23 protein-coding genes are annotated in these 25852 nt (G+C 70.5%); 9 read left to right on the top strand and 14 right to left on the bottom strand.

Annotation, left to right across the window (positions count from 1 at the left end):
• Positions 1–3 precede the first annotated feature (3 nt).
• The gene (locus tag JOF40_RS18305) at positions 4–507 is read left to right on the top strand and encodes a GNAT family N-acetyltransferase (RefSeq protein WP_209674701.1); all 504 of its coding nucleotides are present in this window, start codon (positions 4–6) and stop codon (positions 505–507) included.
• 27 nt (positions 508–534) lie between these two features.
• Here JOF40_RS18305 and JOF40_RS18310 read toward each other — a convergent pair whose 3' ends face one another.
• Complete coding sequence (locus tag JOF40_RS18310) at positions 535–1491, bottom strand: thiamine-phosphate kinase (protein ID WP_129182525.1); 957 nt, start codon at positions 1489–1491, stop codon at positions 535–537.
• Between the two features lie 89 nt (positions 1492–1580).
• On the opposite strand from JOF40_RS18310, the gene JOF40_RS18315 reads away from it, so the two are divergent.
• Together JOF40_RS18315 and JOF40_RS18320 are read left to right on the top strand one after the other, a co-directional pair.
• Entirely contained in the window at positions 1581–1817 is a 237-nt protein-coding gene (locus JOF40_RS18315; RefSeq protein ID WP_129182527.1) for an Lrp/AsnC ligand binding domain-containing protein, read from the top strand.
• Positions 1818–1830: 13 nt separating this feature from the next.
• Positions 1831–2271 carry a DUF3515 family protein gene (locus JOF40_RS18320; RefSeq protein WP_129182529.1) on the top strand — a complete coding sequence of 147 codons (441 nt, stop codon included), beginning with the start codon at positions 1831–1833 and terminating at the stop codon, positions 2269–2271.
• Between the two features lie 15 nt (positions 2272–2286).
• On the opposite strand, the gene JOF40_RS18325 is transcribed toward JOF40_RS18320, so the two are convergent.
• Positions 2287–3354: a D-alanine--D-alanine ligase family protein gene (locus JOF40_RS18325; RefSeq protein ID WP_129182531.1), complete on the bottom strand. Its 1068-nt coding sequence runs from the start codon at positions 3352–3354 to the stop codon at positions 2287–2289.
• Positions 3355–3390: 36 nt separating this feature from the next.
• Here JOF40_RS18325 and JOF40_RS18330 point away from each other — a divergent pair, with 36 nt between their 5' ends.
• Positions 3391–4458 (top strand): trans-sulfuration enzyme family protein, encoded by a 1068-nt coding sequence (locus tag JOF40_RS18330; protein ID WP_129182533.1) that lies wholly within the window; start codon positions 3391–3393, stop codon positions 4456–4458.
• Between the two features lie 122 nt (positions 4459–4580).
• Here the strand turns inward: JOF40_RS18330 and JOF40_RS18335 are convergent, their stop codons facing one another.
• On the bottom strand, positions 4581–5582 hold the full coding sequence (locus JOF40_RS18335) for an NAD(P)H-dependent glycerol-3-phosphate dehydrogenase (protein WP_129182535.1): 1002 nt from the start codon (positions 5580–5582) through the stop codon (positions 4581–4583).
• Positions 5583–5643: 61 nt separating this feature from the next.
• A complete protein-coding gene (locus JOF40_RS18340) occupies positions 5644–6372 on the bottom strand; it encodes a lysophospholipid acyltransferase family protein (protein ID WP_129182537.1) in 729 nt (242 codons plus the stop codon).
• Positions 6373–6416: 44 nt separating this feature from the next.
• Here JOF40_RS18340 and JOF40_RS18345 point away from each other — a divergent pair, with 44 nt between their 5' ends.
• Positions 6417–6614, top strand: a complete 198-nt coding sequence (locus JOF40_RS18345) for a cold-shock protein (RefSeq protein WP_129182539.1) — start codon at positions 6417–6419, stop codon at positions 6612–6614.
• 166 nt (positions 6615–6780) lie between these two features.
• Here the strand turns inward: JOF40_RS18345 and leuD are convergent, their stop codons facing one another.
• Both leuD and leuC read right to left on the bottom strand, forming a co-directional pair.
• Complete coding sequence (gene leuD / locus JOF40_RS18350) at positions 6781–7380, bottom strand: 3-isopropylmalate dehydratase small subunit (protein ID WP_129182541.1); 600 nt, start codon at positions 7378–7380, stop codon at positions 6781–6783.
• 91 nt (positions 7381–7471) lie between these two features.
• The gene (gene leuC, locus JOF40_RS18355) at positions 7472–8893 is read right to left on the bottom strand and encodes a 3-isopropylmalate dehydratase large subunit (protein ID WP_129182543.1); all 1422 of its coding nucleotides are present in this window, start codon (positions 8891–8893) and stop codon (positions 7472–7474) included.
• A 79-nt stretch (positions 8894–8972) separates the two neighbouring features.
• On the opposite strand from leuC, the gene JOF40_RS18360 reads away from it, so the two are divergent.
• Positions 8973–9689 carry an IclR family transcriptional regulator gene (locus JOF40_RS18360; protein WP_056607493.1) on the top strand — a complete coding sequence of 239 codons (717 nt, stop codon included), beginning with the start codon at positions 8973–8975 and terminating at the stop codon, positions 9687–9689.
• Positions 9690–9705: 16 nt separating this feature from the next.
• Here the strand turns inward: JOF40_RS18360 and JOF40_RS18365 are convergent, their stop codons facing one another.
• The 5 genes from JOF40_RS18365 to JOF40_RS18385 all read right to left on the bottom strand — a co-directional run bounded on the left by JOF40_RS18365 (position 9706) and on the right by JOF40_RS18385 (position 13345).
• Complete coding sequence (locus tag JOF40_RS18365; protein WP_129182545.1) at positions 9706–10149, bottom strand: hypothetical protein; 444 nt, start codon at positions 10147–10149, stop codon at positions 9706–9708.
• A 109-nt stretch (positions 10150–10258) separates the two neighbouring features.
• Positions 10259–10840 carry a Rho termination factor N-terminal domain-containing protein gene (locus tag JOF40_RS18370; RefSeq protein ID WP_129182547.1) on the bottom strand — a complete coding sequence of 194 codons (582 nt, stop codon included), beginning with the start codon at positions 10838–10840 and terminating at the stop codon, positions 10259–10261.
• Between the two features lie 60 nt (positions 10841–10900).
• Positions 10901–11356, bottom strand: coding sequence for a hypothetical protein (locus JOF40_RS18375; protein ID WP_129182549.1), 456 nt, complete (start codon positions 11354–11356; stop codon positions 10901–10903).
• 82 nt (positions 11357–11438) lie between these two features.
• Entirely contained in the window at positions 11439–11903 is a 465-nt protein-coding gene (locus tag JOF40_RS18380) for a methylated-DNA--[protein]-cysteine S-methyltransferase (RefSeq protein ID WP_129182551.1), read from the bottom strand.
• Entirely contained in the window at positions 11900–13345 is a 1446-nt protein-coding gene (locus JOF40_RS18385) for an AlkA N-terminal domain-containing protein (RefSeq protein WP_129182553.1), read from the bottom strand. Before JOF40_RS18385 ends, JOF40_RS18380 begins: the two co-directional genes overlap by 4 nt.
• A gap of 93 nt (positions 13346–13438) precedes the next feature.
• On the opposite strand from JOF40_RS18385, the gene JOF40_RS18390 reads away from it, so the two are divergent.
• Positions 13439–13927, top strand: coding sequence for a 4'-phosphopantetheinyl transferase family protein (locus JOF40_RS18390; protein WP_129182555.1), 489 nt, complete (start codon positions 13439–13441; stop codon positions 13925–13927).
• Here the strand turns inward: JOF40_RS18390 and JOF40_RS18395 are convergent.
• Both JOF40_RS18395 and JOF40_RS18400 read right to left on the bottom strand, forming a co-directional pair.
• A complete protein-coding gene (locus JOF40_RS18395; protein WP_246152829.1) occupies positions 13914–15236 on the bottom strand; it encodes a M1 family metallopeptidase in 1323 nt (440 codons plus the stop codon). The genes JOF40_RS18390 and JOF40_RS18395 overlap by 14 nt on opposite strands.
• The gene (locus tag JOF40_RS18400) at positions 15233–19147 is read right to left on the bottom strand and encodes a Pls/PosA family non-ribosomal peptide synthetase (RefSeq protein WP_129182559.1); all 3915 of its coding nucleotides are present in this window, start codon (positions 19145–19147) and stop codon (positions 15233–15235) included. The genes JOF40_RS18395 and JOF40_RS18400 overlap by 4 nt, the downstream gene beginning before the upstream one ends.
• Before the next feature lie 166 nt (positions 19148–19313).
• On the opposite strand from JOF40_RS18400, the gene arr reads away from it, so the two are divergent.
• Complete coding sequence (gene arr / locus JOF40_RS18405; RefSeq protein ID WP_129182561.1) at positions 19314–19748, top strand: NAD(+)--rifampin ADP-ribosyltransferase; 435 nt, start codon at positions 19314–19316, stop codon at positions 19746–19748.
• 17 nt (positions 19749–19765) lie between these two features.
• Here arr and JOF40_RS18410 read toward each other — a convergent pair whose 3' ends face one another.
• Complete coding sequence (locus JOF40_RS18410) at positions 19766–22234, bottom strand: M1 family metallopeptidase (protein WP_129182563.1); 2469 nt, start codon at positions 22232–22234, stop codon at positions 19766–19768.
• Between the two features lie 340 nt (positions 22235–22574).
• Here JOF40_RS18410 and JOF40_RS18415 point away from each other — a divergent pair, with 340 nt between their 5' ends.
• Positions 22575–25832: a M14 family metallopeptidase gene (locus JOF40_RS18415; protein ID WP_129185982.1), complete on the top strand. Its 3258-nt coding sequence runs from the start codon at positions 22575–22577 to the stop codon at positions 25830–25832.
• Positions 25833–25852 lie beyond the last annotated feature (20 nt).

Below are 25852 nucleotides of genomic sequence, written 5' to 3' on the forward strand. Positions count from 1 at the left end.
TCAGTGCCCCTGGTCCTGCGTCGCATCGGTCCGGACGACGAGCACGCGCTCCGCGCCGCGGCGGACGCCACTGCCGCTGCGGGCGAGCGCTGGTCGTACCGCTGGCGACCCGACCTGCCGTGGGCCGACTACGTCGAGCTGGTGAGGCGGCGCGAGACACACGCCGAGCCCGACGATGTCGCCCACGCCGAGCTGATCGCCGACGTCGGCGGGACGATCGTGGGACGCAGCACGATCCGGCTCGAGCTCGACGACTTCTTCCGCACCCTGGGCGGCCAGATCGGCTACCTCGTCGTGCCCGAGCACCGCGGGCGCGGCCACGCCACCGAGATCCTGCGGCAGTCGCTGGTGTTCCTGCGCGACGAAGGCGTCGATGGCTCCGTGCTCGTCACCTGTGATGACGACAACCTCGCCTCGGCCGCCGTCATCGAGAAGAACGGCGGCGTGCTGGAATCGGTCGTGCCGGGCGTCGCGGACGTTCCCAAGCGGCGGTACTGGATCGGCTGACCCGCAAGATGTCTCGGTGCGGCGGGGTCAGCGGAAGTGCTGGTGTCCCTCCGGGCCGTCGTAGGGCTGGCCGTCGACCGTGACGCCCTCGCCGTCGGAGACCCTGCCGACGGCCGTCCACCCGGACGGCAGGTTCGTCTCCGAGCTGAACGTCGCCACCAGGGCGTAGGAGTCGCCTCCCGTCAGGACGAAGTCGAGTGCCTTGCGGCCCAGCGCCTCGCCGACCGTCGCCACCGCCTCGGGGATGACGAACGCGGTCGAGTCGAGGTCGATCGCCACGCCGCTCGCCTCGGCGATGTGTCCGAGATCGGCGAGCAGACCGTCGCTGATGTCGGTCATGGCGGTCGCCCCGGCACCGGCGGCCTGGGGCCCCGCCGCGTACGGCGGGTGCGGAACCTTGTGCGCCTCGACGGCCGCCTTCGGCGAACGGAATCCCCGGCTCAGGGTCGCGAACCCCGCAGCAGCCAGCCCGAGGTCGCCCGCATAGGCCACGACGTCGCCGGGCAGGGCTCCCGAGCGGCGCACCGGACGCGGGGCGTCGCCCATCGCCGTCACCGCGATGATGATCGCGTCTGACGCCGTCACGTCGCCACCGACGATGTGCGCCCCCACATGGGAGCACTCCAGCTCGAAGCCCCGCACCATCTCGAGCGCCCACTCCGCCGGCAGATCGGCCGGCGCGCCGAACCCGAGCGTCAGCGCCGTCGCGACCCCGCCCATCGCGTTGATGTCCGACAGGTTGGAGGCCGCCGCCTTGCGCCCGACCTCGTGGGCCGACGACCAGTCGCGGCGGAAGTGCCGTCCCTCGACCAGCAGATCGGTCGAGACCACGAACGTTCCGTCATTGGTCGAGACGTGGGCGGCGTCGTCGCCCGGACCCAGCAGCACGTGCCGGTTGCCGCCGATCTGGGCCTGCACCTGCGCTATCAGCCCGAACTCGCCGAGCTCGCCGATCGTGGGTCCGTCCGAGGCCTGGGAAGTCATGGACCCATCCTGTCGCAGCCCGGGGCGGGCCGGGCGCCGGGATCCGGTAACCTCACACAGTCCCGTCAGTACTCGAAGGAGCTCAGCAGATGGCCGTTCAGGCTTACATCCTCGTCCAGACCGAGGTCGGCAAGGCCGCCGACGTCGCCCGGGCGATCGCTGCCATCGACGGCGTGACCCTCGCCGAGGACGTCACCGGACCCTATGACGTCATCGTGCGGGCAGAGGGCCCCAGCATGGACGAGCTCGGAACCCTGGTCGTGTCCCGCATCCAGGCGGTCGCCGGCATCACCCGCACGCTGACCTGCCCCGTCGTCCGCATCTGACGGTGATGCTGACGTGAAGCGGCTTGCGCTGCTCGCGGTCGTCCTCGTCGCGGGCTGCAGTCCCGGCCTCGGGGTCGACGCATACCCGACGACCGCCGGCAGCGAGGTCGACTGCAAGGCGCTGTACGCCGACGCCCCGCCGAAGGTCGCCGGCGAGGACAGCATCCTGGTCAAGGACGACACCGCGATCGCGTGGGGCGCGCCCCCGATCATCCTGCGCTGCGGGGTCGAGAAGCCCGCTGGCCTCGACCCGACCACAGTGCAGTGCAACTTCGTCGACGGCGTCGACTGGTACTCCGAGACGACCGCCGACGGCTTCGTGTTCACGACGATCGGCCGCTCGTTCTACGTCAGCCTCGAGGTGCCGAAGGAGTACGACCCCGCGTCCGACGCGCTCGCCGACGTCGCGGTCGCGGTCAAGAAGCACGACCCGTCGGTCACGCCCTGCGAGTAGCGCCCTCGCGCCGGTTCAGCGCAGGCCCGTGTCGCGCTGCAGCGCCAGCTGGATGAGCCGGTCGACGAGCTCGGCATAGGGGACGCCGCTGGCCTCCCACAGCACCGGGAACATCGAGTACGGCGTGAAGCCCGGCATCGTGTTGATCTCGTTGATGACCAGGCCGTCGTCGGTCGCGAAGAAGTCGACCCGCGCCAGGCCCTCGCAGCCGACAGCCTCGAAGGCCTGCACGGCGTAGGTGCGGATGCGCTCGCTCAGCGTGACGGGGATGTCGGCCGGCACGACGTTGAGGCTCGTGCCGTCGAGGTACTTGGCCTCGAAGTCGTAGAACTCGTGGTCGGACTCCTCGGCGACCGTGATCTCGCCGACGACGCTCGCGATCGGCTTGCCGTTCGGCTGCTGGATGACGGCGCACTCGAGCTCGCGCTTGCCCCGGGCGGCCGACTCGACCATGACCTTGGGATCGAAGTCGCGGGCCTTCTGGATCGCCGGGTCGAGATCGTCCCAGGCCTCGACCATCTGGACGCCTGAGCTGGAGCCGGCACGGGCAGGCTTGACGAACACCGGCAGGCCCAGGGCCCGGATGCGGTCCTCGACGCGCGAGCGGTCGTTCTTCCACTCCCAGGGCCGGATCGTGACGTACGGGATCTGCGGCAGCCCCGCGGCCGAGAACACCGTCTTGGTGAACGGCTTGTCCATGCTGACCGCGCTGGCGAGCACACCGGCACCGACGTAACGGATGTCGGCCATCTCGAGCAGCCCCTGGACGGTGCCGTCCTCGCCCCACGGGCCGTGCAGGAGCGGGAAGACGGCGTCGAAGTCGCGCAGCGACTCCCACACGAACGGCGGCAGGTCGTCGCGCACCGACGGGAGGGTTCCCGGCTCGAGCTCACCCCACTGGGCGGTCTCCTGCACCCAGTCACCGCCGCGCGTGATGCCCACGGGGTGGACGTCGTAGCGGTCGGTGTCGATCGCGGCGAGGACCTCGCGGGCGGTCAGGCACGACACGCCGTGCTCGCTGGAGCGCCCGCCGAAGACGACGGCGAGACGGGGCTTGTCGGAGGGCTGGGTGACGAGGCTCATTGCCGAGAACCTTATCGGTCAAGGCACAATGGTCGGATGCATGGACACGAACTGTCGCCCTCGACCATCGCGGTCGGTGCCGGGCGTCCGGACCGCGTCCCGGGGGGGCCGCTCAACGCACCGATCACGCTCGCCAGCGCACTCGTGCCGGGCGGCGGCTCGGAGTACGGGCGCCAGGGCAATCCCACCTGGGACTCCTTCGAGGCCGTCCTGGGCGCCCTCGAGGGCGGTCGGGCGCTGGCCTTCTCGTCGGGCGTCGCCGCGTCCGCAGCCCTGTTCGACCTCGTGCCGATCGGCGCGGCCGTCGTCGCGCCACGGCACGCCTACTACGGCACGATCGCCCAGCTCGTCGAGCGCGACCGCCGCGGGCAGGTCGAGCTGAGGCTCGTCGACATCGACGACACCGAGCAGGTCATCACAGCCTGCCAGGGTGCCGCGCTGGTCTGGATCGAGTCGCCGACCAACCCGGCGCTCGAGATCGCCGACATCGCCGCGATCGCGCGCGCCGCGACGCAGGCGGGCGCCGCCGTCGCGGTCGACAACACCTTCGCCACTCCCCTGCGCCAGAAGCCGCTCGAGCTCGGGGCCGACTTCGTCGTGCACTCGGCGTCCAAGCTGCTGTCGGGGCACAGCGACGTCATCCTCGGCGCGATCGTGACCGACGACGACCGGGCGTTCGCCGCGCTCGAGAAGCGGCGCACCGTCCTCGGTGCCATCCCCGGCGCGATGGAGACGTGGCTCGCCGTCCGCGGCATGCGCACCCTGCACGTGCGTCTCGACCGCGCCGAGGCCAATGCCGTCGAGCTGCACCGCCGGCTGTCGGCGTCCCGCCACGTCACGTACAGCCGCTACCCCGGCTTCGGGACGATCATCGCGTTCGAGGTGGCTGCCGGACCCGCAGCCGCGCAGAAGATGACCGAGCAGAGCGACGTCATCACGTACGCGACGAGCCTCGGCGGCGTCGAGTCGACGTGGGAGCGTCGCCGCCGTCACCCCGGTGAGCCCGAGTCCGTCCCCGAGGGCCTGATCCGGCTGTCGGTCGGCATCGAGGACGTCGAGGATCTCTGGATCGACATCCAGAACGTCCTCGCCGCCGTCAGCTGACCCCCCGCCCCCCGCGGTTCCGCGAGTGGCGCAGTTTCGCGAATTCGGGACGGCGTGTTCCGCAGATCTGCGCCACTCGCGACCCGGTTTGCGCCACTCGACAACCGAGCTGCGGCGGGACGTCAGACGGTCTCGGGCTTGGCCGTCCGTGAGATGAGCCGCTGCACGAGCTCGTCGGGACTCATCTCGCCGGCGATCAGCGCCGCGACGTGCTCGACGATCGGCATCTCGACACCGTTGAGCTTGGCCAGCTCGCTGACCGAGCGGCACGACTTGACCCCCTCGGCGACCTGACGCGTCTGCGCCGTGACCTCCTCGACCGTCATGCCCTCGCCGAGCTTCTCGCCGAACGTCCGGTTGCGCGACAGCGGCGACGAGCACGTCGCGACGAGATCGCCCATGCCGGCCAAGCCCATGAACGTCACCGGGTCGGCACCGATCGCGGCACCCAGACGGGCGGTCTCGGCCAGGCCACGCGTGATCACCGACGCCTTGGTGTTGTCGCCGAAGCCCAGCCCGACGCAGACACCGACCGCGAGGCCGATGATGTTCTTGGCCGTGCCCGCCAGCTCGCAGCCGATGACGTCCGTCATCGAGTAGGGACGGAACGCCGGCGAGTGGCACAGCTTCTGCAGACGCTCGGCGACGGCCTGGTCTTCACAGGCCACGACACTGGCCGCGGGCTCGCGGTTCGCGATCTCGCGGGCCAGGTTGGGCCCCGAGACCACCGCGATGCGATCGGGTGCTGCACCGGTCATCTCGGCGATGACCTCGCTCATGCGCAGGTGGGTGCCGAGCTCGATGCCCTTCATGAGGCTCACCATGACGGCGTCGGACGGGATGTGCGCGCCCCACGACTCGAGGTTGGTTCGCAGCTGCTGCGAGGGCACCGCGAGCACCACGACCTCGGCACCCGCGAGGGCATCGGCGGGGTCGGACGTCGCCGAGATCGCCGGCGGCAGCTCGATGCCGGGGAGGTACTCGGCGTTCTCGTGCGTCCGGTTGATCGTGTCGCACAGCTCGGGTCGACGTCCCCACAGACGCACCTCGTTGCCGGCGTCGGCCAGCACCAGCGCGAACGCCGTCCCCCACGACCCCGCACCCATCACGGTGATCTGCGCCATGTGCGACTTCCCCTCTGTCAGCCCTGCTCGTGTACGTGCTGTGTGTGCCGTGCTGGTGGCCTCAGGGCCGGTAGTTGGTCCTCGGCCTGCCGAGGGTGTGGACGTCGATGCGCGGTGTCGTCGGCAGCTCGCCCCGCACCTGGGACATCATCGCAGTCAGCGCGTCCATCAGCCGGTTGGTCGCCGTGTCGAGCAGCTCCTCGGTGAGCTCGCGACCGTCCAGGTCGGACAGGTCGATCGGCTCACCGACCCTCACGTGGATGGTCTTGCGCGGGAACAGCCTCAGCTTCTTGCTGTACGGCCACAGGACGTCCTGCGGGCCCCACTGCATCACCGGCACGAGCGGGCGACCCGTCGCGAGGGCGACCCGCACGGCTCCGGTGCGTCCCGTCATGGGCCAGGCGGCGGGATCGCGGGTGATGGTGCCCTCGGGGTAGATCGTGACGACGCTGCCCTCCTCGACCGCGGCGATCGCTGCCCGCAGCGACTCGGCTGCCCCGCTCGTGCTGCGGTAGACCGGGATCTGTTCGGCACCGCGCAGGATGCGGCCCGCGACCGGCAGGCTCATCAGCGTGTCCTTGGCCAGGAAGCGCGGCGGGATGCCCTGGTCGACCATGAAGTGCGAGATCAGGAAGGGGTCGAGGTGCGAGATGTGGTTGGGCGCTAGGACGTATCCGCCGGACGGCAGACGCTCCTGGCCCTGCCAGTCGCGCTTGGTGACCAGCATCAGCAGGGGGCGCAGGAAGAGCACGATCAGGCGCAGGGTCCGCGGGAAGTGGCGTCGCTCCATGGCAGCGAGCCTAATCCGTGCGGGGCGCGACTAGGGTGATGCCCATGCAGGGCACCGTCGCGAGCTTCGACCTGGGCACGCGGTCAGGTCACGTGCTGACCGACGACGGCGTGCGGCTCGACTTCGCCGCCTCGTCGCTGGCCGACCACGTCCGCCACCTGCGTGTGGGCCAACGCGTCTTCGTCGACCTCGTCCGCGACGCCGAGCCCCCCACCGTCACCTCGATCGCCCTCTGGCGCTGACGCTCGCGAGTCACTGCCGTACCGCCGGCGAGTCATCCGTTTACCGTCGGCGAGTCACTCGATGACCACGTCACGGCACGCAGCGACTCGCGACCGGTGACCCAGTGACTCGCGACCGGTGACGCAGTGACTCGCGACCGGTGACCCAGTGACTCGCGAGGTGGGGTCAGAGGGTGACGGGCTTGTAGGACGGGCGGGCGGCCTCGTAGGTCGCGATGTCCGCTTCGTGGCTGAGGGTGATGCCGACGTCGTCGAGGCCCTCGAGCAGCCGCCAGCGCGTGTAGTCGTCGATCGTGAACGAGTCCTCGATCGCGTCGACGCCATCGCCGGCACGCACCGTGCGGTTGACGAGGTCGAGCGAGACCGTGGCACCCGGGTTGGCATCGAGGTGATCCCACAGGCGCTGGACGACCTTGTCGTCGACCTGCGCCGCGAGCAGCCCGGACTTGCCCGAGTTGCCGCGGAAGATGTCGGCGAAGCGCGGCGAGATGACGACCTTGAAGCCGAAGTTCTGCAGCGCCCACACGGCGTGCTCGCGCGACGAACCGGTGCCGAAGTCGGGACCGGCCACCAGCACCGTCGCGTCGGCGTAGACCGGACGGTTGAGGACGAACTCGGGATCCTTGCGCCACGCCTCGAACAGGCCGTCCTCGAAGCCGTCGCGCGTGACCTTCTTGAGCCAGTGCGCGGGGATGATCTGGTCGGTGTCGACGTTGCTGCGACGCAGCGGCACGGCGACGCCTCTGTGTACTGAGAACTTCTCCATGCTCAGCGCCTCTCCATCAGGGCGACGGAAGTCGTCGCGATTGTTGAGCCATCTACGTGCAGGCGAGCTCGCCGCAGCCTTTGCGCCATGATCAGGCTCCTGCCCTCTCGAGCTGGGCGAGGTCGGCTGGGCCGGCCAGGTGACCGAGGATGCCGGTCGCGACCGCGACGTCGGGCGACACGAGGTGCGTGCGACCGCCCTTGCCCTGGCGTCCCTCAAAGTTGCGGTTGGACGTCGACGCGGCCCGCTCGCCGACCATCAGCTGGTCTGGGTTCATGCCGAGGCACATCGAGCAGCCGGCCCCGCGCCACTCGGCGCCGGCGTCCTTGAAGATGACGTCGAGACCCTCCTGCTCGGCCTGCAGGCGCACGCGCACCGAGCCGGGGACGACCAGGATGCGGGTGTCGTCGGCGACCTTGTGGCCCTTCATCAGCGAGGCGGCGACGCGCAGGTCCTCGATGCGTCCGTTGGTGCACGAGCCGATGAAGACCGTGTCGACCTTGATGTCCTTCATCGGGGTGCCGGCGGTCAGGCCCATGTAGGTCAGGGCGTTCTCGGCGGCGATGCGCTCGTTGTCGTCCTCGAACGAGGCCGGGTCGGGGACGTTGCCCGACAGCGGCACGCCCTGTCCGGGGTTGGTGCCCCACGTGACGAACGGCGTGATGGTCGACGCGTCGATCGTGATGACCTTGTCGAACTCGGCGTCGTCGTCGGTGACGAGGCTGTCCCAGTGGGCCACCGCGGCATCCCAGTCGGCACCGGTCGGCGCGGACGGGCGACCCTTGAGGTAGTCGTAGGTGACCTGGTCGGGCGCGATGAGACCGGCCTTGGCGCCCCACTCGATCGACATGTTGCAGATCGTCATGCGGGCCTCCATCGAGAGCGCCCGGATCGCGTCGCCGCGGTACTCCACGATGTAGCCCTGGCCGCCGCCCGTGGTCTCCTGCGTGATGAGGGCGAGGATGAGGTCCTTGGCGGTCGAGCCGGCGGGCAGGTCTCCGACGACCTCGACGGCCATCATCTTGGGCCGCGCCTGCGACAGCGACTGCGTCGCGAGCACGTGCTCGACCTCGGACGTGCCGATGCCGAAGGCGATCGAGCCGAAGGCACCGTGCGTGGCGGTGTGCGAGTCGCCGCACACGATCGTCATGCCGGGCTGTGTCAGGCCGAGCTGCGGGCCGACGACGTGCACGATGCCTTGGTCGATGTCGCCCATGGGGTGCAGGCGGACGCCGAACTCCTCGCAGTTGCGGCGCAGCGTCTCGACCTGCGTGCGAGACACGAGATCGGCGATCGGCTTGTCGAGATCGGTCGTCGGGATGTTGTGGTCCTCGGTCGCGATCGTGAGGTCGGGACGCCTGACCGGTCGGCCAGCGAGCCGGAGGCCGTCGAACGCCTGGGGGCTCGTGACCTCGTGGATGAGGTGGAGGTCGATGTAGAGAAGATCCGGTTCACCCTCGTGGCTCCGGACGATGTGCTCGTCCCAGACCTTCTCGGCAAGCGTCTTGCCCATGATGCTCTCCTCGTTCTCCTGCGTGGCCCCGTGGTTGCAGGCACTTGCGTCTCACAATGCGATACGGCAGTATCAAGTCATGGACAACTCTAGCGGAGTCGGGGTTCTCGACAAAGCCGCAATGGTGCTGGCAGCGCTCGAACCCGGACCGGCGACACTGGCCGGTCTGGTCGCCAGCACGGGCCTGGCCCGTCCGACGGCTCACCGCCTCGCGGTCGCACTCGAGCATCATCGGCTCGTCGCCCGCGACATGCAAGGACGCTTCATCCTCGGACCGCGCCTCGGCGAGCTCGCCGCGGCTGCCGGCGAGGACCGCCTGCTGGCCGCCGCCGGCCCCGTGCTGGCACGTCTGCGCGACATCACCGGCGAGTCCGCACAGCTGTTCCGCCGACAGGGCGACTTCAGGGTGTGCGTCGCGGCTGCCGATCGTCCGACCGGCCTGCGCGACTCGATCCCCGTCGGCGGGCAGCTGACCATGGCCGCCGGCTCCGCCGCCCAGATCCTGCTGTCGTGGGAAGACCCCGAGCGGATGAACAAGGGGCTGCTCAAGGCCACCTTCTCGGCCGCCGAGCTGTCGGCCGTGCGCCGTCGCGGCTGGGCCCAGAGCGTCGGCGAGCGTGAGAACGGCGTGGGCTCGGTGTCCGCCCCGGTGCGCTCCCCCTCAGGCAAGGTCGTGGCGGCGGTGTCGGTGTCGGGCCCCCTCGAGCGCCTGACCCGTCAGCCCGGACGCATGCACGCCCCCGCCGTGGTCGCCGCCGCCGAGCGCCTGTCGCAGAGCCTGCGCCGCTCGTCCTGACGGCACGTGTCCGCCGTCAGGCCGCGAGGTCGTCGGGCGCGGCGATGCGGGCGCGCTGGTCGTTGGCCAGGAACACGGGCCACGTGTCGATGCGCGAGGCGTGGCCCGCGCTCGTGAGCTGACGTGCCCACCTGCGGTCGACCTCGCTGAGCTCGTCGTCACCGGGTCGGGCGAACATCAGCGCCATCGATCCGCCCGGGACGTGGTCGTCGACGACATCGGTGATGACCGCGAACAGCCGCTCGACGACGGTGACGTCGGGCTCGTCGGGACACTGCTCGATCTTCAGGAAGATCGACGTCCACTCCCCCAGAGGTCCGAGGACGACGCACCACAGCTGCGGCTGCGAGAAGCCCCACGGCCCCTTGAGCGATCGCCAGAAGCGGTCGAGGTCGGACACCGACCGCACGGGCGGCATCAGGTGGGGTGGCAACAGCGGAGGCGGGGTCTCGTCGGTCATGGTCCGACCCTGCCCGCATCGGACTCGTGGGTCGAACCGTCGTCCACAGGCGACGGCTCGACCCACGTCAGGCGTGTCTGATCAGGCGTGCCGGATCAGGCAGGCCACATCAGGACAGGGCAGCGACGAGCTGCTCCTTGCGCATGCGCGAGTAGCCGGGCACGCCCTGCTGACGGGCGGCGGCGCGCAGCTGGGCGACCGTCATGCCGGCCGGGCCGTCGACGGCGACGACCTCGGCGGACGTCGAGTGCGCCGGCGCGGACTCCACGACGACCTCGGGCTCGGGCGTGACCTCGATCGGCGCAGCCGGGGTCTCCGAGGCGGTCGGCGCGGCGTCGGGGTGGACGACCGAGGCGACGGCCTTCTTGACCTTGGCGGTGCCGTCGGTGCGGGCCTTCTTGGCCTTCTTGACCGAGGAGGCGGCCGTGGCGCGCAGCTCCTTGGCCTCGGCCTTGAGCTCGGCGGCCTTCTTCTCGAGCTTGTCGACGTTCTTCTCGAGCTTGGCGACCGTGGCCTTCAGCGTCGCGATCGTGTCGCGGGCGACGGCCAGCTCGACGGCGTCGGCCGACTTCTTGGCCTTCGCGGGCTTGGCGGCCTTGGCGGCCTTGGCCTTGGGAGCCTTCGCGGGCTTGGCCGCCTTCGGCTTCTTGGGCGGCTTGATCTTCGCCGTGGTCGTGGTCTTGGTGGCCATGGGGCTCCTCAGGTGGGGACGGTAGGAGCAGATGGTGCCACTCCAAGATGAACAGAACGGTCAGATCAGCGCGTCGAGCAGCTGTTCCTTGCTCATGCGCGAGTAGCGCGGCACACCCTGCTCACGGGCCGCGGCACGCAGGCGGGTGACGTTCCACGAGGCCTCGGGCAGTGCGGGCGCGTCCTTGAGAGCCATCGGCTCGGCTCGCGGGTGGTCGTCGACGGCGTGGTCGGCGATGGCCTGACGGACCTTCTTCTCGGCCTTGACCTGGGCACGCTTCTTGGCGGCCTCGGTGGCGTCGGCGATGGCGCGTCCGGTGCCCTCCTTGAGCTTTTTGACCCGCGACTTGTGCTTGGCCGCACGCTTCTTCCACGTGTCGACCTGCCCCTCCAGCATCTCGACCCGGGCGCGCAGCGCCGTGACCTGGGCGGTCAGCTCGTCGATCGTCTGGGTCGCGGCGGCGAGCCGCCTGTCGACCTTGCTGGACGAGCCGGGGTGCGACTGGATGTCGGCCATCGTGTCCTCCGTGTGGTGTGCCGGTGACAGCATCATGGCGGATCGCCGTGAACGCCACCCGAACATCGAAGGCAACGGCGGATCAGAACAGTCCGGGACGCTCCAGGTCGAGCAGGATCTTCTTGCGCTCGAGCCCGCCCGCGTAGCCCGTCAGCGATCCGTCGGCCCCGATGACGCGGTGGCACGGCACGACGACCGGGATGGGGTTGGCACCGTTGGCCGCGCCGACGGCCCGCGAGATGCCGGGCTCGTAGCCGAGCCGCCGAGCGATGTCGCCGTAGCTGGCCGTCTCGCCGTACGGGATGCGCTGCAGCTCGGCCCACACCTTGCTCTGGAACTCCGTGCCGTCGCTGGCCAGCGGCAGGTCGAAGTCAGTGCGCTCGCCGGCGAAGTACTCCGTGAGCTGCTGCTCGGCCCGGTCGAGCACCGGATCGGACGTCCGGGTGCCGCGGGGCTCCGAGGCGTCGAAGCCGATCGCGGTGACGAGGCCCGCAGAGCTGTGGATGCGCAGTCCGCCGATGGGTGAGTCGATCCATCGAGTGGTCATGACGGGGTCCTTTCGAAGGCGGAGGTGGCACGCCACAGGTGCATGCCGGCGTACGAGCGCCACGGCCGCCACCGTTCGGTGTCGGCGGCCCTGATGCCGCGTCGGTCGAGCTCGCGCCGGAGCACGAGATCGGTCGTGAGAAGGACGTCGGGATGGGCGAGCGCGCGCATCACGACATAGTCGGCGGTCCACGGGCCGATGCCCCGCATCGCGAGCAGCTGCTGCCGGACGGCGTCGCGGTCGCCACCGGCGTCGAGCTCGAGCTCACCCGTGGCGACGGCACGGGCGAGGTCGACGATCGTGCGGGCCCGCGCGTGGGGCATGCCCATGTCGGTGTGGTCGGCACCGGCGAAGGCCTCGGGTGTCGGGAAGGCGTGCGTGAGCCCGAACGACGCCGCGAGCGCGAAGTCGACGGGGGTGCCCCGGGTCGGGACGTGTCGGCCGAGGACGGTGTTGGCCCCGGCGACCGAGACCTGCTGCCCGACGATCGTGCGCACCGCGACCTCGAAGCCGTCGACGTGGGACGGGACCCGCAGGCCCGGGGCGGCGGCGACGAGGTCGTGCAGCACCGGATCGGCAGCGAGAACGGTGTCGATCGCGACGGGATCGGCGTCGAGGTCGAGCATGCGCCTGGCCCGGCCGATCGCGACGGCGGTGTCACGCAGATCGGCCAGCTCGAGCTCGCAGTCGACGTGGTCGTCGTGCAGCGTCAGCGCCATGACACCGAGACCGTGCGGCAGCCGCAGCACGCGGGCGTACGTCGTGACGTCGACCGTCTCGACTCCCGGCAGGATGTGCGCGGCGAGGAAGTCGAGCAGTGCGGTGGCGTGGAACGGCTGCCTCACCGCCAGGCGCACCGTGACGCGCCCGGTCGGCGTGCCGCGTCGACGTCCGCGCATCTGCGTCGGTGTCAGCGCGTAGGTCTGCCGCACCGAGTCGTTGAACTGCCGAATCGAGGCGAACCCCGCGGCGAAGGTGATGTCGGACATCGGCATGTCGGTGGTCTCGATCAGTACGCGTGCGGCGTGCGCGCGATTGCTGCGCGCCAGCGCCAGGGGGCCGGCACCCAGCTCGTCGGTGAGCATGCGTGTCACGTGCCGGGCGCTGTAGCCCAGCCGACCGGCGAGGCCGTCGACGCCCTCGCGCTCGACGACGCCGTCGCCGATGAGTCGCATCGCGCGGCCCACGGCGTCGGCACGCACGTTCCACTCCGGCGAGCCGGGCGTCGTGTCGGGCCGGCACCGGCGGCAGGCCCTGTACCCGGCCTCCTGCGCGGAAGCCGCCGTGGCGTGGAAGGTGACATTGCCCGGCTTGGGCGTGACGGCCGGGCACGAGGGACGACAGTAGATGCCGGTCGTCCTGACCGCCGTGTAGAACACCCCGTCGAAGCGCGCATCGCGGGCCTGCACGGCCCGGAAGCACCGCTCGTGGTCGGAGAACATGCCTCCATCATGACCCGGCGCACCGACAGCCACTGGCGGGTATCGGACATGGACGCCGGGGTCTCGCGCCGGCCGCTGTGATAGACCGTCCTCGTGACCGACGACGAGCGCCTCCGCGTGCACGTCACGTGGCTGCCCGACGACGACGCGGAGGCCTCGGTCGTCCTGCAGCTCGTGAGGGCCGCATCGGGCGTGGACGACGCACGCCTGGCGCGGATGTGCCGGTCGTGCGGCAGCGATCGGCACGGCAAGCCGGAGGTGGTCGTACCGGCCGGAAGGTCGCCGGTGTTCGTCAGCCTGAGCCGGTCGGGCGGACGCACCGTCGTCGCCATCACCCGCAGCGGGCCGATCGGCGTCGACGTGGAGGCGTGCCCGCGTGCCGGCACCACCTCCAGCGAGCTGGTCGAGTGGGTGCGGACGGAGTCGCTGGTCAAGGCGACCGGCCACGGGCTGACGATCGACCCGGCAGAGATCGACGAGTCCCGCCACACGATCGACCTCGACGCCCCCGACGGCTTCGTCGCAGCCGTCACGATCCTGACGAACGGGCCGTCGCCGGTGCTCAGCGTCACGGAAGGCTAGGCAGCTCCGGCAGGGCGGTGTCTCGCAGCCACGCGTCGAACAGCTGGCCCACTGCGGCACCGCACAGCTCGGCCGCGACCGCCACGAACTCCTCGGTCACGACCGATCCCGTCGCGTAACGGGTCGTCCACGTGCGCAGCAGCGCGAAAAACGCGTCGTCGCCCACGGTCAGACGCAGCGCGTGGAGCAGCAGCGCCCCGCGCTTGTAGACCCGGTCGTCGAACATCAGATCGGGGCCGGGATCGCCCAGGACGAGATCCTGCGGCAGCTGCTCGAGCCGCTGCCACTGCTCCTCGGCCCGATCGTCGGCGCTCGGCCCGCCCGACTCCTCCGACCACAGCCACTCGGCGTAGCAGGCGAATCCCTCGTGCAGCCAGATGTCGCGCCAGTGCGTGAGCGTGAGGCTGTTGCCGAACCACTGGTGGGCCAGCTCGTGGGCGATGAGTCGCTGGTGCTCCCACTCGTCCGTCGTGAAGTTCGACCCGAACACCGAGAGACCCTGTGCCTCCAAGGGGATCTCGAGCTCGTCCTCGGTGATGACCGCGGTGTACGACGCGAACGGGTAGTCGCCGAACGACCGCACGAACAGCTCCATCATGTCGGGCTGACGGGCGAAGGACTCGACGCTGCGATCGCGGGTGCCCGCCGGGAAGACCGTGCGGATCGGCACCGCCCCGCCCGCCTCGACCGACTCGTAGCGGCCGATCTGCACCGTCGCGAGGTAGGTCGCCATGGGGGCGCTCTCGACGTGCTTCCACACCGTCCCCCCGGCCCGACGTCGCTGGCTCTCGAGCTCGCCGTTGGCCACGACGACGTAGCCGGCGGGCACCGTGGTCTCGATCTCGTACGTCGCCTTGTTGGACGGACGGTCGTTGCACGGGAACCACGATGGCGCTCCGTGCGGCTGCGACGCCACGATGACCCCGTCGGCGAGCTCCTCCCAGCCGGCGTCGCCGTCGAGCCCCGGCATGGGACGCGGCGAACCGGCGTACGCCACGACGACCGTGAAGCTCTGCCCCTCGCCGATCGCGGCTCGCGGACGGACGACGAGTCGGCTCTTGCGGTGCGAGTACTTGGTCGGTGCCGCGCCGTCGACCGTGACCTTCGAGACCCGCAGGTGGTAGAGATCGAGCTCGAAACGGTCGAGATCGGTCAGCGCCGTCGCGGTGATGACGGCGCGCCCCGTGAGGCTGTTGGACTCGACGCTGTAGCTCAGCTCGAGCGCGTAGTGGTCGACCTCGAACGAATGGTCGCCGTGACCCGGGACGTACGGGTCGGTCGTGGGGTCCGTCGCAGCACTCGACTTCACGAGGCGAAGTCGTCCTCGGCCCACGGGCCGATGGGGTTGCCGATCCATCGCGTCTTGCGCGGCACCGACTCCCCCCGCATGACCAGCGACACCGGTCCGATCGTCGCGTGCGAGCCGAGTGTGGCGGCCGGGAGGATGACCCCGTGCGGCCCGAGGGTCGACCCCTTCTCCAGCGTGACGGTGTCCATGCTGAGTATCCGATCATGGAACAGGTGCGTCTGCACCACGCAGCCCCTGTTGACGGTGCTGCCGTCGCCCAGCTCGATGAGGTCGGCCTCGGGCAGCCAGTACGTCTCGCACCACACCCCGCGGCCGATCGAGGCACCGAGCATCCGGAGCCACAGGGTCAGCACAGGCGTGCCGGACGCGCTGCGGGCCACCCACGGCGCACCGAGCAGCTCGACGAAGGCGTCGGCCAGCTCGTTGCGCCACACGAACGAGCTCCACAGCGGATGGTCGCCGGCCCGGATGCGTCCGACCAGCGCCCACTTGGCCGCCACCGTGACGACCGCCGCGACGGCACCCACCGCGATCATGACCGCACCTGACAGGAGCGCCGCCTGCCACCACCCGAGCCGGTCGGCGACCAGCAGGAGCCCCGTCACGGCGGCGAGCGCCAGGAGCCCGCCGACGATCATCGGGACGACCCGCGCCAGCTCGATGACGGCGCGGGCGACGCGCAGCCGCCGTGCCGGCTCGTGGGTGCGCGACACGTCGGCGTCGCCGGCCGTGCGGCGCAGCTTCTGCGGTGGGCTGCCGAGCCACGAGGTGCCGGCCTTGGCCTTGGCGCGCTGGGGTGCTGCCGACAGGACGGCGACGAGCCCTCCCTTCGGCACCTTGCGGCCGGGTGCCGTCATGCCGGAGTTGCCGACGAAGGCGTGCCGGCCGATCTTGACCTGCTCGACGCGCAGCCATCCGCCGCCCAGCTCGTACATGCCGAGCATCGTGTCGTCGGCCAGGAAGGCACCGTCGTTGACGGACGTGAGCGACGGCAGCATCAGCACCGTCGAGGCTTCGACCCCGTCGCCGATCCTCGCTCCCAGGAGCCTCAGCCAGGCCGGGGTCAGCGTGCTGGAGTAGAGCGGGAACAGCCACGTGCGGGCGTCGTCCATGACCCTGAAGACCGACCACGCCTGCCAGGCGGGGCGGCTGTGCACGGGGTGGGTTCCGCTCGTGAGCCCCACCGACTGCACGCGCACCACCGCGACGACCAGCAGCGCGAGCACCAGGTAGCCGACGACCACACCGGCGGGTGCCACCACCGTCAGACGGACGGCGGCGTCGCCCGGGCCGTCGATACCACCCAGCAGCGGGACGACGGCGAGCGCGCCGGCGACGACCGCCAGCGCGGGCAGGCTGGCCAGCACGAGGGCGACGACGCCGTACGCGATCGTCCACCGCACGTGCCGGTCGGCGCGCGTGCTGGTCTGCGGCCCCCGCGCCGGGCCGTTGCGCCGCGCGGGTGCGCCCGACCAGTACTCGCCGTCGGGCACCTCGCCGAAGACAGCCGATCCTGCCCCGATCTCGGCCCCGGCTCCGATGCGCGCGCCCGGACCCAGCAGGCTGCGGACGCCGATCCGGGCGTCCGCCCCGATGCGCACGGCACCGACGTGGAGCGTGTCGCCGTCGAGCCAGTGGCCCGTCAGGTCGACCTCGGGCTCGACCGAGGCACCCGACGCGACCGTCAGCATGCCAGTGACCGGCGGCAGCGAGTGCAGGTCGACGTCGCGGGCGACGTCGGCGCCCAGGGCACGCGCGTAGGCACCCAGCATGGACGCCCCCGAGAGCGATCCGGCCCGCAGCTCGTCGGCGATGTGCTCGGCGAGCCACAGGCGCAGGTGCACGCCCCCACCGCGCGGGTAGGTGCCCGGCACGAGACCGCGCAGCAGGACGCGCGCGGACGTCGCGGCGAGCAGCATGCGGCCGGGCGGGGTGACGAGCAGCAGCAGCCCGGCGACGATCCAGGCCCACGACACCTGCGGCAGCCACGTCCAGTCGAGCGCCGCGGCGGCGAGACGGCTGCCGGCTGCGGTCCAGGTGAGCCAGCGCAGTCCCGTGATGGTGCGCAGCGGCAGCGTCAGCAGCACCTGGGCGACCTGTGTCGCGAGACGCACCGGCCGCACCGACGCGTTGCGCGGTGCCTGCGCCGTCGACATCGCGTCGAGCGTCGCCGACAGCCCGGCGACGGACGGGTTTGCATAGACGTCGGCGACCGTGACGTCCGGGAACTGCTCGCGCAGCCGCCCGACCAGCTGGGCCGCACTGAGGCTCCCTCCGCCGAGCACGAAGAAGTCGTCGGCGGGACTCGTGACGACGGCGCCCAGCAGGCCGAGCCACAGATCGCGGAGCCAGGCGCTGGTGCCGGTCAGCTCGGCGGCGGCTCCGGTCGACCCGATGCTCGGCAGCGGCCACGGGAGGGCGTCGCGGTCGATCTTGCCCGACGTCCGCGTGGGCATCGAGTCGAGCCGGCCGAGCCGGGGCACGAGCGCCTCGGGCATCTGCCGGCGCAGGATGTCGAGCGAGGCCGACTGGTCGAAGGTCTCGTCGGTCGCGACGTATCCGACGAGGATCTTGTTGCCGGCGTCGGTCGTGCGGATCGCGGCGGCCGCGGCGACGACGCCGGGCAGCCCCAGGAGGGCGTTGTCGATCTCGCCGAGCTCGATGCGCCGTCCGCCGATCTTGATCTGCTCGTCGGCGCGCCCCCCGAACACGAGCCCCTCGGGGTGGTTCACGACCAGGTCGCCGCTGCGATAGGCCCGATCCCAGCCGATCGTCGGCATCGGAGCGTACTTCTCGGCGTCCTTCACGGGGTCGAGGTAGCGGGCCAGGCCCACCCCGCCGATGATCAGCTCGCCGGTCTCGCCCGCGGCGACGTGCATCCCCGAAGCGTCGACGACCGCGAGGTCCCAGCCGGCCAGCGGCAGGCCGATGCGCACCGGCTCCCCCGGGGCCAGCCGGGCGGCGCACGCGACGACCGTCGCCTCGGTCGGACCGTACGTGTTCCAGACCTCGCGGTCGGGTCCGGCCAGTCGGTCGCCGATCTCGGGCGGGCACGCCTCGCCGCCGACGATCAGCAGCCGGACGTCGTCGAGCACGCCCGCCGGCCACAGCGACACCAGGGTCGGGACCGTCGACACGACCGTGATGCCGTTGGCGATCATCCACGGCCCCAGGTCGCTGCCGCTCTTGACCAGCGACCGCGGTGCCGGCACGAGACAGGCCCCGTGACGCCACGCCAGCCACATCTCCTCGCACGAGGCGTCGAACGCGACCGACAGTCCCGCCATGACCCGGTCGCGGGGGCCCAGCGGGGCGTCCTGCAGGAACAGCGCCGCCTCGGCGTCGACGAACGCGGCGGCCGAGCGGTGCGTCACCGCGACGCCCTTGGGCTTGCCGGTCGAGCCCGACGTGAAGATGACCCAGGCGTCGTCGGCCGGCGAGGGTGCCTGGTCGTCGGTCACCTGTCCGCCCGAACGCCGGACCGAGATCACCAGCTCGTTGCCGACGACGGCCGCGACATCGGCCTCCTCGAACACCGTGCGCGCCCTCGAGTCGGGGTCGTCGACGTCGACCGGCACGTAGGCGGCACCCGCAACGAGGATGCCCACGATCGCGACGTAGAGGTCGAGCGTGCCGGAGTCGACGCGCACGCCGACCTTGTCGCCGCGGCCGACACCGCGCTCGTGCAGCTCGGCGGCGAACGTCTCGGCCGCCTCGCAGAACTCGACGTACGTCAGCACCGCCGAGCCGTTGTCGAGCGCCGGCGCGTCGGGCACCTCGAGGGCGGTCTGGCGCACGATGTCGACGAGGGTGCGGACGGCCGGTGCAGCGTCCGACCGCAGCAGCGGTGAGGGGTCGACATGAACAGAAGAGCTCGCGTCCGGTGCCTGCACCCGGTCAGCATGGCGCATGAGCGTGAACGTCGGGTGAACGGAGACGGCGCGCCGGGACGGTCAGATCCTCGTCCCTTTCCAAGGTATAGCCCAGTGGGGGGCTTGCCACAAGCCCCCTGGCAAGCCCCAGAATCGTCCGCCGGAGCCGCGCGCCGCCGGCATCCACCGACGAAGGAGCGCCTGCATGACCGCCGCCCGCACGCCCGTCCCGTTCGAGGTCCACGAGTCCGGAGCCATGCTCCACGGCACCCGGGCCCAGCTCGAGGTCGGCGACCTCCTGGTGCCCGGCCGCCCCTCCAATTACGAGGCAGGCCGCATCATGAACCACGTCTACATGACCGAGACCCTCGATGCCGCCGCGTGGGGTGCCGAGCTGGCCCCCGGCGACGACCGTCCGCGCATCTACGTGGTCGAGCCGCTGGGCGAGATCGAGGACGATCCCAACGTCACCGACAAGAAGCTGCCCGGCAACCCGACCCGGTCGTTCCGGTCGCGCGAGCCGATCCGGATCGTCGGTGAGCTGGACGACTGGGTCGGCCACTCCCCCGAGCAGATCCAGCAGATGCGCGACGGGCTGGCTGAGCTGCGTCGCAATGGGGCGGACGTCATCTACGACTGATGCCGTCGCGTTCACGGCTAGTGCACCCTGGCCGTCCTGCCGCTCCTTCTGGTCCACGTCTCGTAGCCGGTCTTGCGCACCGACACCCGCACCGTGATGCGCTTGCCCCGGTAGGCCTTCGCGATCCTGAGCGTCGCCCTCGTGCCACCGACACGGTGTCCGTCGGCGTACCACCGGTACCTCAGCGACACACCGGGATCGTAGGTCGCCCGCTGCACGGTCAGCCGGCGGCCGACCTTCGGCGTCCCCGAGATCGCGGGCTTCGGGCGGAGCGTGAGCAGCCCGACACGGACGCTCGTCGGCGCAGTGGTGCGACTGACCGATTCGTGATCGGGCTTCGCGCCCGTGACCACGACCGAGATGCGCTGGCGCCAGTCAGTCGGTGTCAGGACGCGAACCGGCCCGGTCGCGCCGGGGATCGGCACACCGTTGCGCAGCCACTGGTACGACAGCGTCGCGCCCTCGTCCCACGTGCCCGGCACGACCGTCACCGACGCTCCGACACGCGTCGTGCCGCTGATCGTCGGGACAGGCGTCGTGGCGAGCGGACGACCCTTCACGACGAGGTCCGCGGTGCAGCCGGAGCAGGTCGATCCCAGCGTGTCGGCCCTGGCGACGACCCGCCCCGCTGCACCCACGGTGCCGGCGCGAACTGTGAACGGGATCGCCACCTTCGACGTCCCGCCGACCGCCGTCGACGGGACGGTCCACGTCAGGGTCGTGCCGTCGACCCCGACCCCGTCCGGCAGGTCTCCCAGCGCCACGGTGGACAGGATCGTCGACAGGTCGAGCATGACGACGCTTCCGGTCTGCTCGACCCTGCCGGTGTTGGTGGTCGACAGCGAGAACGCAGATGTCTCACCAGGCACCAGCGCCCCGCCGGGACCGTCGAGCGTCAGGTCGAACTTCGCCGGCCAGGCGGGCTTGCCGGTCGTGTAGATCCACGTCTCGAAGAACGCGTCGAGGTCGCGGCCCGAGACCTCCTCGGCCAGGGCGATGAAGTCAATCGTGCGCCTGCTCGTGCCGCCGTGACGTGACTGCCACTGGCGCATCAGCTCGGCGAAGGGCACCGCGCCGATCGAGGTGCGCAGCGCCTCCAGCGCCATCGCCCCACGGTCGTAGACCTGTGCACCGAAGAGTTGGGACGCCTCGGACATGTCCGCGGTCGGCACGGTCCACAGCTCGTCGTCGGCCGGGGTCTCGTCCCACGTGTCGAAGATCGCCTGCTCGGTGCTGGTGTCCGTCGTGCCGAGTCCCTCGAACGGCACCTGGTACTCCGCATAGGTGGCGGGGCCCTCGTTGAGCCAGATGTCGTTCCAGTCGACGGGCGAGACGTTGTCGCCGAACCACTGGTGCATGACCTCGTGGATCGTGGTGCCCAGGCTGGCCCTGGTCGGGAAGAACGAGCGGTCCTGCGTCTCGAGGGCGTAGCTGATCGAGCTCGGCACGACGTCGGTGACCAGGCCGATGCTGTTGCCCGGGTACGGTCCGTAGCGCTCCTCCAGGAAGTCGACGACGTCCTTCAGCCGGGCACGGGTGGCCTGCGTCGTCGCCTGGCTGTTGGTCGAGATCGACGGATCGATGAACGACCACTCGGGGATCGTCCGGCCGCTCGCGAGGGCGATGTCGGACTCGTAGACGTCATAGCGACCGATCGAGATGAGCGTCAGCTCACTGGCCATCTGCCTGTTCTGGTCCCACACCCACGTGGTGCGCGTGCCGTCCTCGCTCGGCGTCCTCGACGTCAGCTCACCGTTGCTGACCACCGCGGCGTCGCGCAGGCCGGGGTTGACCGACGACGACGTCGTGAGCTGGGTCGGCGCGTCGACGCTGATCGAGTAGGTGGCCTTGTCGCGCGGCGTGTTGTTGTTGGGGAACACGGTCATCGATCCGACCGGCTGGTTGAGGAACGTCCCGCCGTCCTGCGTGTTGTTCCATCCCTCCGACGAGCCGTCCGTATCGGTGTGTGCGACGGGCGTGCCGTGATAGGTCACGACCGTGGTGAACTCGCCGTCGACGGGGGCCACCGGCGTCACGACGATCTTGTGGACGTCGGTCGTGGCGTCGGACGTCGTGGTCTCCTCGATGCGCTCGAAGGTTGCCGCGACGCCGTCGACCGTGACCCCGTCGACGACCAGCGCGCTCTCCTCCAGCGTCCCGGTCGAGCCCTGGAAGTCGAAGGCGTACGACGACAGCGGTGCCCCGGTCGTCCTGGCGGTCACGGCAGTCCTCGCGGCGGTGAACGTCGTGGTCGCCACGGCACCGGCCGTGCTCGACACCGCGACGTCGGCCGTCACGTCGATGTCGTAGTGCACCGCGTCGTAGCCGCTGTTGCCCTGGTTCGGGAAGAGGGTGTCGCCGGCGCTGAGACCACCCGCGACGGCCTCGACGGCCTGGGCCGTCCCGGCACCGGCCGTGGCGACGAGTGTCCCGCTGACCAGTGCCAGCGATACGAGTCGTGCGAGGTGTCGTGCTGCGTGCGCCATGCGCCCCTCCTGGAGGTCGTGCCGCCCCAGGACTGGCCCGAGGACGAACGGATGCACCGAACGTAGTGCTCGCGACGACACCGGACGTTACGCCGACGTTGCCGCCGGAGCCCACGTGCGGGCCGGGAGTGCCGAGGCGGGATCGTGCCGTGTTTCGACCACGTGTCGGCTGACCGTGGGCGTTGTCGGTTCTGCTCTGGCATCGCGGGTCTTCGTCCAAACGACACATTAATGCTCGGTTAACCGAGGCTGAAGGCCTGATTCGTCAGGGCAGGCTGTCCTCACCATCGTGCCGTCCCACCGGGCGGCACTTATCCGCACCCACAGGAACGAGCCCATCGTGAGGAACTCTCGCGCTCTCATCGGCGTGACCGGGATGGCGCTCGCCGCGACCTGCGTGCTCTCGAGCACCAGCATCGCGGCGTCCGCTGTCGAGCCGTCGTCCAGCACATCCACCCCGGCCCCAGCACCCGGCCGTGGTCCCTCGACCGCGTCGACGGTCGAGCCGCTCAGCAAGGCGCAGGTCGTCAAGCGCGCTGCCGAGTCGTCCGTCGCCGGCGACCCGATCACCATGCCGACGTCATACCCCTACCAGCCGCAGCTCAAGATCTACCGTCCCAACGCCGACGACGCGGCGCACTCCGCCGAGCTCATCGGGCACCCCGAGATCGCCCCGAAGCTGCTCGACCTCATGGAGGAGAGCGACCGGGTCTCGGCGCAGGTCGTCGGCCAGTCGACCGAAGGGCGCGACCTGTACCTGGTCACGGTGACGGCACCGGAGTCCGAGGCCGAGACGGAGCAGCAGACCGCTTGGAAGACCGAGATCAAGTCCGATCCCGACGCCGCCGCGAAGGACACCGCCCTGCTGCGCGACTACAAGACGCCCGTGTGGATCAGCAACAACATCCACGGCAACGAGTGGGAGGGCACCGATGCGGCGATGAAGTACATCGAGTACCTCGCGACCGCGCCGATCGCCGAGGTGCGCAGCATCCTCGACAACAACCGGCTCTACTTCTCGCCGTCGTTGAACCCTGACGGCCGCAGCAACGCGACCCGCGCCACGGCGCTCGGGCTCGACCCCAACCGCGACATGATCACCAACACGACGCCTGAGACGAAGTCGTTCATCCGTCAGGCGCAGGCGATCCAGCCGATCTACGCTGCCGACTTCCATGGCTACACCAACGTGCTGCAGATGGAGCCCACCGGACCGCCGCACGGCTCGAACTACGAGTACGACCTCGTGATGCCGCACAACTACGCTCTGGCCCTCAAGGTCGAGAAGGACGTCGTCGACGCTGCCATCCCGGGCAACACGTACCGCAACATCCAGACCGGCGCCATCGTCTCGGAGAACACGTCGGCCGACACGGCGCACATCAAGATCCCCTACCGCGACACTCCTGACGGCTGGGACGACTTCCCACCGATCTTCACAGCGCAGTATGCGTCGTTCTTCGGTGCCGCCGCGGCCACGGTCGAGCTGCCCAAGACCCGCAACGGCAGCCCGTCGGGACGCCAGTCGCCGGCCAACGCCGTCATCAACTCGGCCGTCGCCTACAAGACGATGACCAGCATCGTCGACTACATGAACACGGCCGCCACCGCGAAGGACATGATCACGAACCAGATCGAGGCCTTCCGCCGCGGTGTCGCAGGCGAGCCCAAGGACAACCTGACGGTCAGCAAGGTCACCAGCGTCCCCGGACCGACCCAGTGGCGCGCCCTCTGGGACGTCGTGGACGACCAGGAGAAGATCGAGCTTCCCCGCGCGTACGTCATCCCCGTGGGCGACGGCCAGCGCTCGGCAAGCGACGCGAGCCGTCTGGTCCAGCAGCTGCTGACCCACGACGTCGAGGTGGGCACGCTGTCGGCCGACGCAACGGTGGACGGCACGACCTACCCCAAGGGTTCGTACGTCGTCGACATGCACCAGCCCCTGCGCGGCCTGGCCAACGCCCTGCTCGACCTGGGCGAGGACATCTCGGCCAAGGTCCCGTCGATGTACGACATCTCCGCCTGGAGCTACTCGTACACGTGGGGCGCGACGGTCGCCAAGGTCGGCCTGACCACCGACGCACCGTTCGGCACCGCCACCCCGGTCTCGGCACCCGCCTCGAACGTCTCGACGCCGGCCAAGGCCGACTACCTGACGTTCGACGTCGCGGGCGTCGCCGACTACCGGGCGCTCAACGCGCTGTTGGAGGACGAGCAGTCGGTCTCGATGCTCGCGGACGGCTCGGCCGTCATCGGCCCCGAGTCGTACGACGCCGCGAAGCAGGTCGCGTCGACGTTCGACATCGACCTCGACGTCGCGACGAAGGCCGATCTGGACGCCCTCGACGACGCCGGCACCAAGGCGCTGACCGACCTGACGGTCGGGTACGTCGGCACGCAGGACGACAAGCTCTCGCTCCAGGAGCTCGGCTTCGACGATCTCGTGCCGCTGACGGCCGCGACACTCACCGCCGACCCGACGCTGCTCAAGGGCGTCGACGTGCTGTGGGTCGGATCGACGTTCAACCCGACGTCGGACCAGACGGCAGCGCGCACCGCGGCGCAGCAGTTCGTCGACGCGGGTGGCTCGATCGTGGGCCGGTCGAGCGCGGGCTTCAACGCCGCAGCGTCATTCGGTCTCATGAAGGGAACCGTCGTCAACGGCAACGGCTCAGGCAACGGCATCGTCGACGTCGACACACCGGCGGACTCGGTGCTCGCTCCGTTCGCGCAGGACAGCGCGTTCATCTACCCGGCGTACTCGTTCACGGGGCTCGGTGAGGGCGTGAAGGTCGAGCAGACCTATGCGGCCAAGCCGTTCCTGGCGGGCCACTGGCGGGGCACGACCGAGACGAACGGTCCGGACGCCGCGGCAGGCAAGGCCTCGGTCGTGTCGTACGAGAAGCCCACGACAGGTGCCAAGTCAATGGTGTTCGGCACGTCGGTGTTCTTCCGCACCCTCCCCAAGGGCGGGATGAGTCAGGCTGCTCGCGGTCTGTTCTGGGCCGGACCGACGGGTGACGCGGTCGTGGCACCCGGAGGTTCGGGCGTGTCGATCACGTCGGTCGCACCGGTCACCTATCCGGCGTCCGCGTCGGTGACGGTCGCCGCCTCCGACGCGTCGGGTGCAGCACTCGACGGAACCGTCGAGCTCACGGCAGGCGGCAAGGTCGTCGCCTCCGGCACCACGATCGGCGGCAAGGCCACCCTGGCGGTGCCGGGTCTCGCACCAGGAACCACCTCGGTCGTCGCGACGTTCGCGCCCTCGTCGACGCGCTACACGGCGTCGACCAGCGTTCCGGCCGCGATCACGGTGGCCAAGGCAGTCTCGAGGCTGACGCTCACGGCCAAGAAGGTGCGCGGTGCCAAGAAGGCCAGGGCGACGGTCACCCTGACCGTGCCGGGCGTCCCGACCGCGGGCTCGGTCGTGGTGACCGACAAGGGCAAGAAGGTCAAGACGGTCTGGGTCAAGACCGGATCGTCCCGGACACTCACGCTCAAGCTGTCGAAGGGCACGCACCGCCTGCGGGCGACCTTCGCAGGCAGCGGCGTGGCGGCTTCCGGCACGACCAAGCAGGTGACGATCAGGATCCGCTGATCCGCTGCGCCTTCGCCACC

This window comes from Aeromicrobium fastidiosum, assembly GCF_017876595.1.
Lineage (GTDB): Bacteria > Actinomycetota > Actinomycetes > Propionibacteriales > Nocardioidaceae > Aeromicrobium > Aeromicrobium fastidiosum.

Coding starts and splice junctions, on each gene's coding strand:
- JOF40_RS18385 (WP_129182553.1), bottom strand. CDS start 13,345: ATGTTCTCCGACCACGAGCGGTGCTTCCGGGCCGTGCAGGCCCGCGAT.
- leuC (WP_129182543.1), bottom strand. CDS start 8,893: ATGGGCAAGACGCTTGCCGAGAAGGTCTGGGACGAGCACATCGTCCGG.
- JOF40_RS18400 (WP_129182559.1), bottom strand. CDS start 19,147: ATGCGCCATGCTGACCGGGTGCAGGCACCGGACGCGAGCTCTTCTGTT.
- arr (WP_129182561.1), top strand. CDS start 19,314: ATGACCGCCGCCCGCACGCCCGTCCCGTTCGAGGTCCACGAGTCCGGA.
- JOF40_RS18325 (WP_129182531.1), bottom strand. CDS start 3,354: ATGAGCCTCGTCACCCAGCCCTCCGACAAGCCCCGTCTCGCCGTCGTC.
- JOF40_RS18380 (WP_129182551.1), bottom strand. CDS start 11,903: ATGACCACTCGATGGATCGACTCACCCATCGGCGGACTGCGCATCCAC.
- JOF40_RS18310 (WP_129182525.1), bottom strand. CDS start 1,491: ATGACTTCCCAGGCCTCGGACGGACCCACGATCGGCGAGCTCGGCGAG.
- JOF40_RS18370 (WP_129182547.1), bottom strand. CDS start 10,840: ATGGCCACCAAGACCACGACCACGGCGAAGATCAAGCCGCCCAAGAAG.
- JOF40_RS18330 (WP_129182533.1), top strand. CDS start 3,391: ATGCATGGACACGAACTGTCGCCCTCGACCATCGCGGTCGGTGCCGGG.
- JOF40_RS18335 (WP_129182535.1), bottom strand. CDS start 5,582: ATGGCGCAGATCACCGTGATGGGTGCGGGGTCGTGGGGGACGGCGTTC.
- JOF40_RS18340 (WP_129182537.1), bottom strand. CDS start 6,372: ATGGAGCGACGCCACTTCCCGCGGACCCTGCGCCTGATCGTGCTCTTC.
- JOF40_RS18410 (WP_129182563.1), bottom strand. CDS start 22,234: ATGGCGCACGCAGCACGACACCTCGCACGACTCGTATCGCTGGCACTG.
- JOF40_RS18375 (WP_129182549.1), bottom strand. CDS start 11,356: ATGGCCGACATCCAGTCGCACCCCGGCTCGTCCAGCAAGGTCGACAGG.
- JOF40_RS18365 (WP_129182545.1), bottom strand. CDS start 10,149: ATGACCGACGAGACCCCGCCTCCGCTGTTGCCACCCCACCTGATGCCG.
- JOF40_RS18360 (WP_056607493.1), top strand. CDS start 8,973: ATGGACAACTCTAGCGGAGTCGGGGTTCTCGACAAAGCCGCAATGGTG.
- JOF40_RS18315 (WP_129182527.1), top strand. CDS start 1,581: ATGGCCGTTCAGGCTTACATCCTCGTCCAGACCGAGGTCGGCAAGGCC.
- leuD (WP_129182541.1), bottom strand. CDS start 7,380: ATGGAGAAGTTCTCAGTACACAGAGGCGTCGCCGTGCCGCTGCGTCGC.
- JOF40_RS18345 (WP_129182539.1), top strand. CDS start 6,417: ATGCAGGGCACCGTCGCGAGCTTCGACCTGGGCACGCGGTCAGGTCAC.